Source organism: Halorubrum sp. PV6 (assembly GCF_003990725.2).
Taxonomy (GTDB): domain Archaea; phylum Halobacteriota; class Halobacteria; order Halobacteriales; family Haloferacaceae; genus Halorubrum.
In genome coordinates this window covers 1761559-1776964 of sequence record NZ_CP030064.1, presented here as the reverse complement: position 1 = coordinate 1776964, position 15406 = coordinate 1761559, and the positions used below count along the sequence as shown (strand labels likewise).

Below are 15406 nucleotides of genomic sequence, written 5' to 3'. Positions count from 1 at the left end.
TACGCGCTCGCGCGTACGCCAGCCCCCCACCCCCCCCGCGGGATGGAGGAAGGCACAGATGCCGAAATCGATGGATGGGATCCGACTACCAATCGTCAAATCCCACCTTACGAAATATTTATATAATCAATTAGCGTATGTGATAGCACAAAGAAAGCCAACCTCGTCGTCAAACTGAGGAAGTCACTCCAGAGCCGCTACACGGCTCTGGGGAGACCTAAAATGGCTTACACGATCTCTTTCGCAGGCGGAGTTGAGGAGGCCTTTGAGACGCTCGATACTGAGGCCGCGTCGAAGGTTGAGAAGAAACTGGAGCGTGTCGCGAACGACGAGTGGCGGACGCCGTACGATTGGGGGTACAGTGCGTGGGCGGGGCAGGCTGGTGGCAAGTTCAACTGGGGTTCGTACCGTGTCTTTGCGGACATCGATGTCGACACCAATGAGATCATCGTCCATGAGGCCCGCCACCGCGAGAACCTCTACCGGTAGAAGAGAGTACTGCGGATCTGATCCGAGATGTCTAGCCAATCCGTATTTTTCTACGTAACCCATTCTAAAATATACTGAAGACGGGGAGAAGTCAGAAGGTTCTCGTACAACTCATATCTGGTAACCGCTCCGTCATCTATTTAATCGCGCTGACGTGTGGGTTTGATATTCAATGAGCCAAGCGACGCTCGGAAGTGGTCCCTATCGGAACTCCAGCCTCTTCTCTGGCTACTATCTCGACGAGCGCGTTGCCGATCTCGACGCGTGGGACTGTGACGCCGAAGCCGAGGAAGCCTTCGAGCAGATTCGTGACCTCTGGAACCAGGAGGGAGCGCTCCTTCCATCCTACAAGGAGGACGAACTGATCGATACGTGGATCGCCGAAGTCCTCGACATTCTCGGGTACGGCACGAGTTCTGAGGTGACGCTTCCGGACGGCGGCGGCTACGTCGACAGGCTGCTCTTCGAGAGCAAGGACGTGCGCCGCGAGAGCGCCCGGCAGGCGCTCGACAGCGGGACGGAAGGACACTTCTCTCGGGCGCTGTCGATCCTTGAAGCAAAGCAGTGGGACGCCGACTTCGAGAAGTTCTTCTCCGAACAGCGGTCGTATCGCGACGCCTCTCACCAGGTCAAGTTCTACCTCGAACGGACTCCCGGCGATCTGAACTGGGGGATCCTCACTGACGGGAAGAAGTGGCGGCTCTACGGGACGAAAGACTACGAGACACAGACCTACTACGAGGTCGACCTCCCGGAGATTCTGGAGAGCGGGAACGTAGAGGCGTTCAAGTACTTCTACGTCTTCTTCCGGCCCGGTGCGTTCGTCGAGACGGCCGGCAGTTCCTTCCTCGACGACGTGTGGTCCGAATCGGAAACGGCCGCACAGGAACTCGGTGAGGACCTCCAAGACAACGTGTTCCGAGCGCTGCGAGTGCTCGGGAAGGGGTTCGTCGAGTCGAACGATCTGGAAATCGATCCCAACGACGAGGACGGGCTCAGTGCCGACGAACTGAAAGAACAGTCGTTGGTGCTACTCTATCGGCTGATGTTCGTGCTCTACGCGGAATCGCGCGGACTGATCGATCCCGACGATCCGGCCGCCAGCGAGGAGTACCAGGAGTACTTCAGCCTTGAAGCGAAGCGCGAAGAGATACTCGACGAGGTCGACGGGCTCGACGTCGAGTCAGGCGCTGCATTCGAGCAGGAGTTCAGTCAGTACTCCTCGTCGATCTGGGGGCGGCTCTCGGAGCTGTTCGAGCTGATCGACGAGGGCGAGGAGGACCTGGACATCCCACCGTACAACGGCGGCCTGTTCAGCCGCGATGACCACGCGTTCCTGACCGAGAACGACGTGAAGGACCCGTACATCGCGGAGGTCATCTTCTGGCTGTCGACCACGGAGAACGACAAAGGCGAGCACGTTCCGGCGGACTACGCCGACCTCGACACGCGGCACCTCGGGTCGATCTACGAGGGGCTCCTAGAACACGAGTTCCGGATCGCGGGGCCGGAGGGCGTCGCGGCGGTCGCCGAGGACGGCGGACAAGTGTGGAAGTCGGGCGACGAGGTTTCGGTTTCGGACGCGGTCGAGGTCGTCGACGAGGGCGGGCTGTACGTCGTCAACGACGAGGGCGAGCGGAAGGCGACGGGTGCGTACTACACGCCGGACTACGTGGTCACCTACATCGTTGAGGAGACGGTGGACCCGCTGCTCGACGAGATTCACGAGGACCTCCGCGCGGAGGGGTACGAACCCGAGACGGTGGAGTACGCCGCGGAGTTCTTCAATCGGATTCAGGAACTGAGCATCCTCGACCCGGCGATGGGGTCGGGGCACTTCCTCACGAAGGCGACGGGCTACCTCTCGAAGCAGGTGATGGACGAAGTGCGGGCGCTCGACGAGCAGGCGGGGTTCTTAGACGAGCAGCACATCCGCCGTCAGATCTCGAAGGAGGTCATCTACGGGGTCGACATCAACGAGATGGCGGTCGAGCTGTCGAAGCTCTCAATGTGGCTGGAGACGCTCGCCGCGGACCAGCCGCTCGCGTTCCTCGATCACCACGTGAAGCCGGGCAACTCGCTCGTCGGGAGCGACATCACGGAGGTCCTGAGCGACGATGGGCCGGGCGACGACGACGGGCAGATCACGCTCACACAGGCGTTTGCGCGCGTTCGGCAGGACACCCTCGAACACGTGATGGACCTGATGGCGGACCTGCTCGCGTACGACAACGAGACGCTCGACGAAATCAAGTCGATGGAGGAACTGTACGACGAGATCCGCGACGATCCCCTCTACAAGCGCCTCTTCGAGTTGGCGAACGTCCACACCGCCGAGGAGTTCGGCTGTGACGTGCCGGAGGGCGCCTACGAGCAGATGGCGGGAGCGATCGAAGCGGAGGACGATTGGGCGGAGATCCGCGAGGAGCCGTGGTTCAAATCGGCACAGGCGACGGCCGCCGAGCAGGACTTCTTCCACTGGGAACTGGAGTTCCCTGAGGTGTTCTTCGACGCGGAAGGCGAGAAAATGGGCGTGGCGGGGTTTGATGCGGTCGTAGGGAATCCGCCGTACGTCCGCCAAGAACAGATAACCCAGCTCAAACCGTATTTGAAGGTCGAATATGACTCATATCGCAGTTCTGCGGATCTGTATGTCTATTTCATCGAGAAAGCAACTCAGATTCTTTCCACATCTGGTGACTTAGGGTACATCACCTCAAATAAATTCATGAGGGCGGAATACGGCCGCAATATCCGTGAATATCTGAGAAATAACATCGAGATCCGGAGTTTGCTCGACTTCGGGGAACTACCGGTGTTCGACGATGCCTCCACGTTCCCGCTAATTTTCATTGGAAACAATCAGACTGTATCTGAACAATCAGTCACAGTTACACGGGTCAGAACACTATCATTTAGCTCATTGAAAGCGTACGAGGAGGATCACCAGTACACGGTGTCAAATACTGGATTAAAGACGGCCGGTTGGTCGCTTGCCCCCCAGCGAATTGCCGAGATACATGACAAAATTGAACAACAGAGTACGGCGCTCGGTGACTACATCAATGACGAAATTCACTGGGGAATAAAAACGGGACTCAACGAGGCATTCATACTTGACAGAGAAACTCGGGATCAACTTGTGTCCCAACATGAGAAATCAAAGGATCTCATACAACCGCTGGTCATTGGCGATGATATTCGTCAGTACAATGTAGAGTACAGCGATCAATATCTACTCGTTATCAAGTCTGGATGGACCGGTAAAAGAGCGGGTACCACCGCTGAGGAAGACGCATGGAAATGGTTCTCTAGAGAGTATCCTGCTGTTGCAGACCACTTATCCGAATTTGAAGAGAAGGCGAGGGAGAGATACGATCAGGGAGAATTTTGGTGGGAACTCAGACCTTGTGACTACTATCATGAGTTCGAGGAGTCAAAGATTATCTACCCAGAAATAGCAATGTCTCCTCGTTTTGCGATTGATGATCAGGGGTATTATCCAAATAACAAGTGCTACGTAATACCTGAAGAGAACTACTTCTTACTGGCTGTTCTGAATTCTAAACTCTTGTTTGAATCCGCTAAGCTCCGTGTTTCTGTCCTTGGGGACGAACAGCAGGGAGGAAGATTAGAGATGCGGACAACTCACGTGAAAGACCTACCAATTGTTGAGATTTCAGGTGATTCTAATGCGAGTCAACTATCTAATCTACAGGAACATCTTGAGGATCATTCTTTCAACTGGGATCCTGATTTCCTCAACCGAGTCCAGTCGAGTGAGGACAGCGTACTCAGAGAATACATCGGCTGGTTGGCACGACAGCTTTCAAAATTCCATTCTCGGAAATTCCGACTAAATACAAACTTTAGAGACTACATCTCTGATCAGAGAAACAAATCAGTGACAAGTATGGGGCTTGTTCAGCCCGTTTCTAAACCAAATAGTCCTCTTTCAGACACCGCAGAAACATATCCAAACCTCCGAGTCGGCACCGCTCGCGTCGATCGCGAGTCACCCAACACGGTCCTCGTCGAGGCCACGGCTCGCTACAAGCCTGACGACGAGGACGCACACGAAACTGACCGATGGGGCTACACGGAGACGGAGTACCTGCCGGCGTTCCGGATCACGGACCTCACCGAGCGCGAGGCGGACCTGATCGAGCACTTCGTGCCGGTCGCGGTCGACGAGGCGGGCGGCTTCGCGAACTTCCGCGAGACGGCGACGAAGACGAACTCGCTGATCGACCGGCTGAAGGCGATCGAACTGCCCGACGTCGACGACGTGGCCGACGACTTGGAGAACTACCTGGAGACGAAGGAGCGCGCCGAGGAGCTCGACGCGAAGATCGAACAGACGGACGCACTGATCGACGAGATCGTGTATGAGTTGTACGGGCTGACTGACGGGGAGATCGAGATCGTTGAGGAAGCTGTCGGGGAAAACTAGTCACATACGCTATCGATATGGAACCGCCATTTTACCACGTTGACCGTCGAGGAGACTTATCGGTAGGAGATACGCTGGATATCAACTGGGATCTGACGATCTACAGAGCGGATGAAACCCACACTGTTGATTCTCAGTATGAGGGCCAAGTGCGCGAGGACTTTCAAGAGGGTCTATCCGCGCACGGGTCTCGTTACTTCCACCCATTCTACGAGATTGACCACAATCGGGAATACTACCTACAGTATGCCTACAAACGGATACCAACTCCTGTTTCAGGCAGTGAGTGCCAGTATCTACACGTCAAAAACGGGATCAACGAATGGCTCGCGGAACGCACTCGTCGCGAGCGGTTCCCTAAAAAGCACTCTCGACTACAATCGTACTTCGCATGGCCAAGTGGGGGTGTAATTGATACATTTGGTGACGATAATGTTCCAGTTTATAAGGTCGTTCCATCAGATTTTGAACTCCACGATATGTCCCTTCTGGATAGCCAGAAGGGTATTCAGGAGTACTGGAAAGGAACTCTGACGGCACAGCCGAAACTGGAGATCGTGATGGAAGGACCTGTTGAGGTCGTGGATATTTGCTGACTCTCTACTGATCGGGCCATTTCCCCTTCAGGGATTCAGAACGGGGTAATTACCCCAACATTCGCGATCCGAGATAGGATACTCGGATTCAATATTCCGCCATTCCAGATGAAGAGGTCGAAAACGAAGTACAGAGCCAATAGGCCCATAATTCCACCAACTTCTTTTCCTGACATACGGTTGACTGGTAGCCGTACCAAGATATATTTTGTGGGGACCTCAGTGTAGCGACTAGGGAGTTCGAAAAACAACGAACCTCAGTTTCCGCTCAATCAGCGGTCTGTCGCAGCTGTCCCGAAACGGCTTCGATCATCATGTCGACATCGCCTTCGAGGCCGGCAAGTTCGACATCATGTTGTTCGGACCTGTGGATAAGTTCGTCAGCAACCGAGCGACTGACAAACTCGACAGCGGACAGATCGATGGTAGAATAGCCTTCTTCAGCCGCGTTGTCTACCATCTCTTTGGCCTGCCGACGGAGGTGGATCGATTCCTGTTCCACCTTGTATATGTCGCTCATTGGCCTTCCCAACCTACATTCATACGAGATGGCATAAATCAGTTTGGGTTTTTAATCTGGCATTAAATACTCTATATAAGAGAAATCATCACTAGGCGGATGGAGCCTTGCTGCGAATATTGTCCCACTCCACGAGCGACTTTTGATCTCTCGTGTGATTTTATTATTTCTGTATCTGGATAGAGTCGAGTCTCGGGAAGATATTAGAACCTCGCCCATCAGACCGTCACAAACCATCTCCACAGTCGTTCTCAGACCGAATCCTCGCCTACCGTCGTCAGTCTGCCGGGTTGAGTACCCATCTTCCATTGCCATTCTATTCGCTTCGTCATCTGAAGGGAAGGTGATGTTGTGTTCTTCGAAGTTCCCTGGAATGCTGATTCCGTCATCAGCGATACAGAAATCAAAGAAATTCTTTGAAGGATAGTTCTGAATGAGAAGAGCGCCAAAGTCACATTTAGAGTGGGTATCCACATTGTCGATCGTCTCGCTGAAAGGGTATTTCAGCCACATCACTTGGTCAATATCCGAATCAGAGAGGAACTGGTCTTTGAGCAGCTGCCCCATCTTTTCTGAGACAATATCAACCGCATCCGCGTCTCTGCTTGTATTCATTGAACAGAGAGGTAGTGTATTCCTGTAGCGATCTGGAGGATCCGGAGTACCCTCTGGGAAGTCAATCATTTTCAGATATCGCTTTACCTGATAACTATCTGGGTATCGCACTGTGATATCATAGCCCTCGGCTACTAACTGATTATAAACAACGGAGACCGGAGTTAGGAACGTCGGAGCAAACCAGTTTGCGCTAGATAGATCAAGAACTACAGAACCACTCTCGTCAGCTTCACGTCGAAGTTCGTGCTTAGTATCTAGACCAATTTGAAGATGTTTGATAAGATCGTCTCCGTCAAGCCCGCTCGGAGTAACCGTAGAAGTCATTCATAATCCGGTTTGAATTATCGGTACTAATTTGTTCGGATTGTTGTCACGCTGTTCCGAGTCTCGTTTAGAGGATGACTTGAGTCCCACCACCAACTGGGAGGCATCGCATACATCTGTCGAGGGGCGGAAGACAGGCGAATAAAATTGACACCAACGAAATTACAGGGTGTCCGAAGCCACGCGTTGCGATCAACCAGTAATTCTCAAGGTTCCCACGATACCGGAGAGTTACCCGGCTGGTCTTCAAAAGATGTGGTGTCTAAATTGGTCTCATTTGCCTGTTTACGATCCTTCGTTTTGTTCGTCTGTATCTGTCTGGGATTCTGAAAAAGAGGGCTTGGTACTCAAAATCTGACGTACCCAATCGGTCATGTTTTCATGGTCTGATTGACGGTAAACGTCAAAAATAGCAGAAAGTAAGAAAAGAGCGATAGGCAAAATAAGCACCCAGAGTGCTAGTCGAATAAACTTGAGGCTACGGCCCAATTGCTCAGAATACTGCTTTCCTAATAACAGATTGATCGCGTCGATTCCAGCAACTACCAGTAGTACTACTGCGCTCCCTATCGATAGGAGAATTGCGACCTGAGAAAAGTCGAGAGTTTTGACTCTATCTTCCAGATGATTTCTAATGGTGATCTGAAAAAGAATTAATACTAACGGAAGTAACAACGAGACAATCTCTAAGATTCGAAACGCAACTGCGGTACTATTGAGAGTCACGTTTTGTCAAAACCCCGCCCACTCTCCTGGTCGCGTCGCATAACTAGGCCGCGGACTCGGTGTCGGTATGTCGAGGTTCGGATCGACTTCACCGGCGAGGTAGAGCGTCCCCCACGTCGAGATCGACCAGTACTTCTCCGACCGATCCTCGGTTATCTGCCGCTCGTAGGGCTCAACAAACTCGACATCAGCGAGGACGTGGAGGCGCTCTCTCACACGTCCGGCAGAGACGGCGCCGTCGAGGTCGATCGCTAGCTCCCACGCGTCGCGGTCGCGCTCAGCGAGGCGTTCGAGGATCCGTTCGTCGACCTGCTCCATCCACGGGGCAGACAACCGCATCACATCGGCCCTCCGTTTGCGGGCGAGTTTCCGGGCTCCCGATCGGTCGTGCTGTCCACGCTTACGTCGTCGGCGTCGTCCTCAATGTAGCGCCAGTCTTCGGTGTCGAGCCGACCGTCTAGATAGGCCTCACCGTCGTCAGTAATCGTATACACGGCGTTGCCTAGATGTCGGACAAGCCCTTCCTCCGCCAAGCGCTTACAGCGTCTACCGATGTACGCGTCGGAATATCGAATTGGACCTTCGTCTTTCATCTTCTTCGGGGAGCCTGTCTCATTCTCGTGAAGATATTCTAGAATACGATCGTCGACGAGGGTCATCCAGTCACCAGAATATCTCATATCGGACCATGGAGGTGCTAGTATCTATTACATTGGATAATAATAAGATGTTCAGAGAACAAATCAGGGTAGGCACGATAAACTATAAGTTATATCGCTCACTTGGTGTAGCCACGGAGCCCGAGTGAGAGACTCTCGGCAGTGTGAGAAAATGTAGGATCCCGGCCGCGGCGGTGCAACGCCCGGCCGGGTCGGGTTCTGTGCTGAAACCACAGAACCATGCTGACGATGGCAACTGCGGGGCATAAGCCCTGCGCGACGACCGAGGAACCGAGCGGACACAACGACGGCGGCTGCGAGATCTGCGGCGACCCGGCCGACGGGTTCTGCGCGCAGGTGAAACGCCACCTGTGCGCCGACTGTGCGGCGAAGCCGCTCGCCGAGCGCCGCGACGTGGAGGTGCGCGATGCGTAGCGTCATCGCCGACGAACGCGACGACGACGAGCCGGACGGGCTCGCCGGTCTCACCGCGTTCCAGCGGGATATTCTTCGAACACTCGATCGCGAGGACCACCGCAAGGGAACCGCGATCCGCGCCGGACTGGAGGCGTACTACGGCGTCGACGTGAGCCACGGCCGCCTCTACCCCAACCTTGACCAGCTCGTCGAGAAGGGACTGATCGAGAAGACCGAGCGCAATCGCCGGACGAACGACTACGCGCTCACCGACGCGGCCCGCGACGCTCTCGCGAAACACGACGCGTGGACCGCCGGCGAGACCGAGACCGTGAGCGAGGGCGACGCATGACGCGCGAGCGCCGCGCTGAGCCCGCCCGCGACCGAGCGGGCTTCGACGCCCGCGACGTGCTGGCGGGCCGCCTCGACGACGTGAGCCTGCGGCAGGCCGCGGAGGGTTGGCGGTGATCCGCCGCGCGACCGTCCGGCTGCTGACGCCCGAGGGCACGCGCCTCGAACGCGTCGAGGCGAGCGTGCTCGCGACCGACGCGGCCGCCGTGGACATGGCCCGCCGACAGGCGGGCATCGCGCCCGAGCGATTCCTCCGGGGGGAGGTGGTCGCGCCGTGAGCCGGAAGCTGTGGCGCTGCCGGAACTGCGGGATCCTCGTCGATCGGTTCGTCAACGGGAACACCTGTCCGGGCTGCGGCTGTCGCACGTCGGACCGGGTGGCCACGCGGGGGCTCGGCTCGTGAGCCTCGGCGCCGAAAGCGGGGACGGGCTCCGTCCGATACCGCCCCGGTCGGCGGTCGACCGCTTCCTCTCGAAGCGGGAAACGGACAGCACCGAGCAGACGCTCCGGAGCTACCGCGACCGCCTGATGCGCCTCGTGCGCTGGCTCGAAGCCGAGGAGATCCTGAACATCAACGACGTCGACGGCCGGACGCTCCAGGAGTACCTCGCACACCGACAGGAGTCGTGTAACAAGACGACGCTGAACAACGAGTTCGGGACGCTCAAGAAGTTCTTCGAGTTCCTGGTCGCGATCGAAGCGACCGAGCCGGAGATGCCCGACAAGGTCCAACTGCTCAAGCCGACGGCGACGGCCGACGAGCAGACCAACACGGAGAAGATCGCCCCGGCTCGGGCTCGGGAGATCCTCGCGCATCTGGAGCGCTTCGAGTACGCGAGCCGCGACCACGTCGTCATGCTCCTGATGTGGCGCTTCGCGTTCCGCTACAGCGACCTCCGAGCGATCGACCTCCGAGACCTCTCGCTCGACGGCGATCTCAAGGAAGAGCGCCTGCGGGAGATCGGCGAGGAGCCGGAGAACCTCCCCGACGAGATCGGCCCGCACCTGTACATGGTGAGCCGCCCGGAGTCCGGAACGCGGCTCAAGAACCACCTGAAGAGCCAGCGCGTCGTCTCGCTCACGGCTGAGGAGGTTCAGGTACTCCGCGACTACATCGAGACGAAGCGGATCGACAAGACCGACGACGCGGGCCGCGAGCCGCTCGTGACGACGGTTCAGGGGCGCCCGACGGACGCGAGTGTCCGCCGGTGGATGTACATGATGACACAGCCCTGCCTGATCGGCGGCTGTCCCCACGACCGCGACACGGACGATTGCGAGTTCTTGGAACACGGCCACGAGAGCGGCTGTCCGTCGACCCACTCGCCCCACCGCATCCGGACGGGGGCGATATCCAACATGCGGGAGCAGGGGATCTCGGTCGAGGACGTGGCCGAACGCGTCGACGCGACGCCGGAGACCGTGCGGCAGCACTACGACTTCAGTGCGGAGATGAAACGCTTAGAGAACCGACGCACACAGTTTGAGGATTTACAATGATAAACGAAGCGATAAGCGAAGCGAATAGCCCGTATGACGGCCGCTCAGCGGTCCCATACGAACTTTTCACGCGAAGCCAATCTGTCGAGCCTCGCTGCGTTTCCGACCTTCTCACACGCCGATTTTCATCGCCGTTTCGTCTCTCGATTTCGGCGAGCGGCCCGAGACAGAACCACCCTCTCAGAGTTCCTACCGAACGTCTATGAGGAAACAGCGTTAGGTGTGTTCAGGCCGTAGCAGAGGTATGTCCGTCCGCCCTCGACCAGCCGCCCTGACCGCGCTGATCTTGCTCGGGACCCTCGTCGCGCGTCCGGTCGCGGCCCACGTCGACTACGTCACCGACGACACGGGAGACCCGATCGACGCGGTGCGGTTCACCCTCGACGTGTTGGCCGAGCCGATAAACGCCGCAGTGTTCGCGGTCGCCGGACTCGCCGCGGTCGCCGGACTCGCCGTGTACCTCTGGGTGCGGCCGACGATCACCGACGTGGTCGTCCTCCGAGAGAAGCTCGCCGGGTACGCCGACCTCGTCCCGTGGATGCTCCGGCTCGCGATCGGGCTCCCGCTCGTCGGCGCCGGCTTTCAGGGGTACCTCTTCGCGCCGACGCTCGCGTTCGACACCGGGGCGAGCCCGTTCCTTCGGGTGTTGTTCATCGGACTGGGCTTTTTCACCCTCTTCGGCCTCGCGACGCGGCTCGTCGCGACGGTGGGACTGCTGACGTACGCGTGGGTCCTCCTCGCGGTCGCCCCCGGCGTCGTCATCGCGATGGAGTACGTCCCGGTGTTGGTCGCGCTCGCGATACTCGGAGGCGGTCGGCCGAGCGCCGACGACATGCTGCTCGCGGTCGCGAGTACGCCGGGCTCGTACTACGGCCGCATCGATCCGGTTCACCGCCTCAAGTCGTCGCTCGACGCCGTGGTCGGCCCGCTGCGCCGATACGTCCCGACGGTCTTGCGCGTCGGCATGGGCGTCACGTTCGTCTACCTCGGGCTCATCGAGAAGCTCGCGGACCCCGGTAGGGCGCTGCTCGTCGTCGAGAAGTACGACCTCACGTCGGTCGTCCCCGTCGATCCGGGACTATGGGTCGTCGGCGCCGGCGTCACGGAGATCGCGGTCGGCCTCGCGCTCATCGCCGGGTTCTTCACCCGCGGCGCGGCCGCGCTCTCGTTCGTGTTGTTCACGACGACGCTGTTCGGCCTGCCGGACGACCCCGTTCTCGCCCACGTCGCGCTGTTCGGGATGGCCTCCGCCGTCTTCACCCTCGGGTCCGGCCCGCTCTCGTTCGACCGCTTGGTCGGCCGGCCCGCGCTCGACAACGAGACGGTCCTCGCGGCTGACTGAGCGTTCGCGGAGGCTACCCGACACACGGTCGACGGGCCGGCCACGATTCGCCGCCGGAAACGCCCGGACCGTCGGGCGCCCGAGGCAGGCCCCGCTCCGCAACCACTAAACGCGGCTCGCTCCTTCCATCGGTAATGGCCGATTGGACCGAGCGGTACCGCCCGAGCACGCTCTCGGAGGTCCGCGGCAACGACAAGGCCCGCGACGCGTTCGCAGACTGGGCACGCTCGTGGGACGACCACCGCGAGGCCGTCGTCCTCCACGGGAGTCCGGGGGTCGGGAAGACGAGCGCGGCCCACGCGCTCGCAAACGACATGGGCTGGGAGACGGTCGAACTGAACGCCTCCGACCAACGCACCGCCGACGTCATCGAGCGGTTCGCCGGCCGAGCCGCCCGCAACGCCACCCTCGGCGGGAGCGCGGCCGGCGGCGGCGCGGCCGGGGGCGACACCGCCTCCCGACAGCTCGTCATCTTAGACGAGGCCGACAACATCCACGGCAACTACGACCGCGGCGGCGCGAGCGCGATAACGAAACTGGTCAAGGAGTCGGGCCAGCCCATCGTCCTCATCGCGAACGACTACTACGACATGGCCCGCGGGCTCCGGAGCGCCACCCAAGAAATCGAGTTCCGCGATGTCTCTGCACGCTCCATCGTCCCCGTTCTGCGGGATATCTGCCGGAGGGAGGACATCGAGTTCGAGTCGGACGCGCTCGAACGCATCGCCGAGCGCAACCGCGGCGACCTCCGCGGCGCGATCAACGATCTTCAGGCGGCGACGGAGGGGCGAGCGTCGATATCGCTCGAAGATGTCGTCACCGGCGACCGCGATAAGGCGCTCGGACTCTTCCCGTTTCTCGATGCGGTATTAAAAGAGGAGTCCGCAGAGGAGGCGCTGCAGTCGGCGTACGCGGTCGACGAGACGCCCGACGACCTCACCAAGTGGATCGAGAACAACGTCCTCGACGTGTACGATTCGGGCGAGGAGGTCCGGGCGTACGACTTCCTCGCGAACGCCGACGTGTGGCTGGGCCGCGTCCGCGCCACGCAAAACTACACCTACTGGCGCTACGCCACCGACAACGCCGCTGCCGGCGTCGCCGCCGCACGCGACGGGACAAAGGGCGGGTGGACGCGCTACGGCCGCCCGCAGTTCTGGAGTTCCTCGGACGCGACCGCCGACGAAGTCGTCGGACAGATTGCCGCCGCCAGCGGCTGTAGCGTCGCGACCGCGCGCCGGGAAGTGCTCCCGTTCCTGAAAGCGATCACCCACCACTGCAAGCCCCGCGAACTGACGATCGCGATGGCGGCCGCCTACGACCTCGACGAAGCGGGAGTCGCGTTCGTCACCGGCTCTGGCGAGTCGACGAACAAGGTTGAATCAGTCGTCGAGGACGCGCAGAACCTTCGGGACGAGCAGATGGAGGACAACGCCGAGGGTGCCTTTGCCGGGGGACGACAGACGGCAGCGATCGACGATGCGGCCGACGATGCCGGCGCGGAGCGCGACGAGTCGACCGCTGGCGACGAGCGCGACGCCACCGACGAGCCAGCCGGCGACGACGATTCCGAGGACGACGGACAGGCCGGGCTGAGCGACTTCGTGTGAGGCGCGTGGTCCCGCGGACGGCGAGTGACTCCGCCGTCGGGTACACCGTTCGCCTGATGCCGCTGCGGAGACCGTGTGACCGCGCGGCTTATTTATATACGGTTTAAACCTGCGTTCGACGAATAGCATCTGACGGTCGGCTCCGCGGAACTCCTTCAGCTGCCGTTTTTAAAGGAGCCGCGAGAGGAACTGCTGGCCGCGCTCCGTCTCCGGCCGGTCGAAGAACGTGTCGACCTCGGTGCGTTCGACGACGCGGCCGTCCGCCATCAACACGATCCGGTCTGCGACCTCGCGGGCGAACCCCATCTCGTGGGTCACGAGCATCATCGTCATCCCTTCGGCGGCGAGGCCTTCGATCACGTCGAGGACCTCGCCGACGAGTTCGGGGTCGAGCGCGCTCGTCACCTCGTCGAACAGCATCACTCTGGGCTCCATCGCGAGCGCGCGGGCGATCGCCACGCGCTGCTGTTGCCCGCCCGAAAGCGCGCCCGGATACGAACCGGTCTCCGCGGCGAGGCCGACCCGACCGAGCAGTTCGTGTGCCTGCTCGTTCGCGGCCTCCTCGGAGAGGCCTTTGATCTTCCTCGGCCCGAGCGCGACGTTCTCCAACGCCGTCTTGTGCGGGAAGAGGTTGAACGACTGGAACACCATCCCGATCTGCTGGCGGATCTCGTTGACGTTCGCGTCCACCACCGACCGGCCGTCGAGCCGAATCTCTCCGCCGCGGATGGTTTCGAGCCGGTTCGCACACCGCAGGAGCGTCGATTTACCGGAGCCCGAGGGACCGATCACGACCACCACCTCCTGTTCGTCGACGCTGAGGTCGATGTCGTACAGCACCTGTTGGTCGCCGAAGAACTTGTCTACGCCCTCGAACTCCATTATCGGCGCTGCCATCAGTCGTCACCCCCGTCGGAGCCGCCGGAGGAGCTCAGCGAGAACCGACCGAACATGCTGCTGTCGGAGCCCCAGTCGGAGCGCCGTTCGAGTCCGTTCACCAGTTGACTCATCGACATCGTGATGGCGAGATAGAGGACACAGACCCACACGAGCGGCGTCCAGGGGTCGAGTTGGTTGCTGTTGATGTTCCGGAAGACGCTCATGATCTCGGGGACGGCGATGACCGTCAGAAGCGAGGTGTCCTTGACGAGGATGATCTGGTCGTTGCCGATGGCGGCCAGCGCGTTGCGCCACGCTTGCGGAAGCACGACCTCACGCAGGGCCATCACCCGCGACATGCCAAGCGACCGAGCGGCCTCCATCTGTCCGTCGGGCACCGCGTCGATACCCCCGCGTACCGCCTCGCCGACGTACGCGGCGTGGTTGAGCGTCAGTCCGATGATCGCGGCGGGCACCGCCCAGTTCTCGAACGGGAACTGTCCCGTCGCCCACAGCCGCGGGATGCCGAAGAAGATCACGAACAGCTGGAACAGCAGCGGCGTGCCGCGGAAGAACTCCACGTAGCCTTTCGCGATCCGACCGGTGATCGGCGACGTGGATATCCGGCCCAGCCCGACCATGATCCCGAACGTCACGGACAACACACTCGAGATGGCCACGATCCGGATCACCAGGAAGAACGCCTCGGCGAAGCGCCCGGCGATGAGCGGCGACGAGAGCAGCGTGTAGTTGACCTGCGTCGCCAGAATCCACACGAGGAGCCCGCCGATCGCCAACACGAAGCCGGCGGCGGCTATCTCTCCGATGCGTCTGACGGCTCCATCGCGCATCATTACCCCGCCGGTGTCCGACTCCGTCTCAGTCTGTGTCGCCATGTGTTTGTACGTGGGAAATACGTCGA

The 15406-nt window shown here is 59.6% G+C and carries 17 protein-coding genes; 10 read left to right on the top strand and 7 right to left on the bottom strand.

The genetic code is table 11. The annotated features are described in order from the left end of the window. Positions 1–222 precede the first annotated feature (222 nt). The 3 genes from DOS48_RS22660 (at position 223) to DOS48_RS22650 (ending at position 5538) form a co-directional block, all read left to right on the top strand. Positions 223–489 carry a type II toxin-antitoxin system RelE/ParE family toxin gene (locus tag DOS48_RS22660; protein WP_127117887.1) on the top strand — a complete coding sequence of 89 codons (267 nt, stop codon included), beginning with the start codon at positions 223–225 and terminating at the stop codon, positions 487–489. A gap of 172 nt (positions 490–661) precedes the next feature. Then, a complete protein-coding gene (locus DOS48_RS22655) occupies positions 662–4942 on the top strand; it encodes an Eco57I restriction-modification methylase domain-containing protein (protein ID WP_127117886.1) in 4281 nt (1426 codons plus the stop codon). 17 nt (positions 4943–4959) lie between these two features. Next, positions 4960–5538, top strand: coding sequence for a hypothetical protein (locus DOS48_RS22650; RefSeq protein WP_127117885.1), 579 nt, complete (start codon positions 4960–4962; stop codon positions 5536–5538). 35 nt (positions 5539–5573) lie between these two features. Here DOS48_RS22650 and DOS48_RS22645 read toward each other — a convergent pair whose 3' ends face one another. The 5 genes from DOS48_RS22645 to DOS48_RS22625 all read right to left on the bottom strand — a co-directional run bounded on the left by DOS48_RS22645 (position 5574) and on the right by DOS48_RS22625 (position 8406). Next, complete coding sequence (locus tag DOS48_RS22645) at positions 5574–5714, bottom strand: hypothetical protein (RefSeq protein ID WP_158283845.1); 141 nt, start codon at positions 5712–5714, stop codon at positions 5574–5576. A gap of 92 nt (positions 5715–5806) precedes the next feature. After that, on the bottom strand, positions 5807–6058 hold the full coding sequence (locus DOS48_RS22640; RefSeq protein WP_127117884.1) for a hypothetical protein: 252 nt from the start codon (positions 6056–6058) through the stop codon (positions 5807–5809). A 51-nt stretch (positions 6059–6109) separates the two neighbouring features. Next, positions 6110–7000 carry a hypothetical protein gene (locus DOS48_RS22635; protein WP_127117883.1) on the bottom strand — a complete coding sequence of 297 codons (891 nt, stop codon included), beginning with the start codon at positions 6998–7000 and terminating at the stop codon, positions 6110–6112. A gap of 732 nt (positions 7001–7732) precedes the next feature. Further along, positions 7733–8044 (bottom strand): repressor phrH2, encoded by a 312-nt coding sequence (locus DOS48_RS22630; RefSeq protein ID WP_127117882.1) that lies wholly within the window; start codon positions 8042–8044, stop codon positions 7733–7735. Positions 8045–8064: 20 nt separating this feature from the next. Beyond that, positions 8065–8406 (bottom strand): MarR family transcriptional regulator, encoded by a 342-nt coding sequence (locus tag DOS48_RS22625; protein WP_127117881.1) that lies wholly within the window; start codon positions 8404–8406, stop codon positions 8065–8067. Positions 8407–8634: 228 nt separating this feature from the next. Here DOS48_RS22625 and DOS48_RS22620 point away from each other — a divergent pair, with 228 nt between their 5' ends. The 7 genes from DOS48_RS22620 (at position 8635) to DOS48_RS22595 (ending at position 13605) form a co-directional block, all read left to right on the top strand. Further along, positions 8635–8820 carry a hypothetical protein gene (locus DOS48_RS22620; RefSeq protein WP_127117880.1) on the top strand — a complete coding sequence of 62 codons (186 nt, stop codon included), beginning with the start codon at positions 8635–8637 and terminating at the stop codon, positions 8818–8820. Beyond that, positions 8813–9154, top strand: coding sequence for a PadR family transcriptional regulator (locus tag DOS48_RS22615; protein ID WP_127117879.1), 342 nt, complete (start codon positions 8813–8815; stop codon positions 9152–9154). The genes DOS48_RS22620 and DOS48_RS22615 overlap by 8 nt, the downstream gene beginning before the upstream one ends. A gap of 112 nt (positions 9155–9266) precedes the next feature. Further along, the gene (locus DOS48_RS22610) at positions 9267–9431 is read left to right on the top strand and encodes a hypothetical protein (protein ID WP_158283844.1); all 165 of its coding nucleotides are present in this window, start codon (positions 9267–9269) and stop codon (positions 9429–9431) included. Then, positions 9428–9556, top strand: a complete 129-nt coding sequence (locus DOS48_RS29555) for a hypothetical protein (protein ID WP_256370850.1) — start codon at positions 9428–9430, stop codon at positions 9554–9556. The genes DOS48_RS22610 and DOS48_RS29555 overlap by 4 nt, the downstream gene beginning before the upstream one ends. Further along, a complete protein-coding gene (locus DOS48_RS22605) occupies positions 9553–10653 on the top strand; it encodes a site-specific integrase (RefSeq protein WP_158283843.1) in 1101 nt (366 codons plus the stop codon). The genes DOS48_RS29555 and DOS48_RS22605 overlap by 4 nt, the downstream gene beginning before the upstream one ends. 244 nt (positions 10654–10897) lie before the next feature. Next, on the top strand, positions 10898–11995 hold the full coding sequence (locus tag DOS48_RS22600; protein WP_127117877.1) for a DoxX family protein: 1098 nt from the start codon (positions 10898–10900) through the stop codon (positions 11993–11995). A 134-nt stretch (positions 11996–12129) separates the two neighbouring features. Then, positions 12130–13605 (top strand): replication factor C large subunit, encoded by a 1476-nt coding sequence (locus DOS48_RS22595; protein ID WP_127117876.1) that lies wholly within the window; start codon positions 12130–12132, stop codon positions 13603–13605. Positions 13606–13773: 168 nt separating this feature from the next. On the opposite strand, the gene DOS48_RS22590 is transcribed toward DOS48_RS22595, so the two are convergent. Then, positions 13774–14502 carry an amino acid ABC transporter ATP-binding protein gene (locus DOS48_RS22590; RefSeq protein ID WP_127117875.1) on the bottom strand — a complete coding sequence of 243 codons (729 nt, stop codon included), beginning with the start codon at positions 14500–14502 and terminating at the stop codon, positions 13774–13776. Next, positions 14502–15335 (bottom strand): amino acid ABC transporter permease, encoded by an 834-nt coding sequence (locus tag DOS48_RS22585; RefSeq protein WP_127118880.1) that lies wholly within the window; start codon positions 15333–15335, stop codon positions 14502–14504. The genes DOS48_RS22590 and DOS48_RS22585 overlap by 1 nt, the downstream gene beginning before the upstream one ends. Positions 15336–15406 lie beyond the last annotated feature (71 nt).

Bases quoted from the DNA above. Each gene is read 5' to 3' on its own strand.
- DOS48_RS22650 (WP_127117885.1), top strand. From the start codon at position 4,960: ATGGAACCGCCATTTTACCACGTTGACCGTCGAGGAGACTTATCGGTA.
- DOS48_RS22615 (WP_127117879.1), top strand. From the start codon at position 8,813: ATGCGTAGCGTCATCGCCGACGAACGCGACGACGACGAGCCGGACGGG.
- DOS48_RS22645 (WP_158283845.1), bottom strand. From the start codon at position 5,714: ATGTCAGGAAAAGAAGTTGGTGGAATTATGGGCCTATTGGCTCTGTAC.
- DOS48_RS22585 (WP_127118880.1), bottom strand. From the start codon at position 15,335: ATGCGCGATGGAGCCGTCAGACGCATCGGAGAGATAGCCGCCGCCGGC.
- DOS48_RS22660 (WP_127117887.1), top strand. From the start codon at position 223: ATGGCTTACACGATCTCTTTCGCAGGCGGAGTTGAGGAGGCCTTTGAG.
- DOS48_RS22595 (WP_127117876.1), top strand. From the start codon at position 12,130: ATGGCCGATTGGACCGAGCGGTACCGCCCGAGCACGCTCTCGGAGGTC.
- DOS48_RS22630 (WP_127117882.1), bottom strand. From the start codon at position 8,044: ATGGAGCAGGTCGACGAACGGATCCTCGAACGCCTCGCTGAGCGCGAC.
- DOS48_RS22590 (WP_127117875.1), bottom strand. From the start codon at position 14,502: ATGGCAGCGCCGATAATGGAGTTCGAGGGCGTAGACAAGTTCTTCGGC.
- DOS48_RS22620 (WP_127117880.1), top strand. From the start codon at position 8,635: ATGGCAACTGCGGGGCATAAGCCCTGCGCGACGACCGAGGAACCGAGC.
- DOS48_RS22625 (WP_127117881.1), bottom strand. From the start codon at position 8,406: ATGAGATATTCTGGTGACTGGATGACCCTCGTCGACGATCGTATTCTA.
- DOS48_RS22655 (WP_127117886.1), top strand. From the start codon at position 662: ATGAGCCAAGCGACGCTCGGAAGTGGTCCCTATCGGAACTCCAGCCTC.
- DOS48_RS22635 (WP_127117883.1), bottom strand. From the start codon at position 7,000: ATGACTTCTACGGTTACTCCGAGCGGGCTTGACGGAGACGATCTTATC.
- DOS48_RS22600 (WP_127117877.1), top strand. From the start codon at position 10,898: ATGTCCGTCCGCCCTCGACCAGCCGCCCTGACCGCGCTGATCTTGCTC.
- DOS48_RS22640 (WP_127117884.1), bottom strand. From the start codon at position 6,058: ATGAGCGACATATACAAGGTGGAACAGGAATCGATCCACCTCCGTCGG.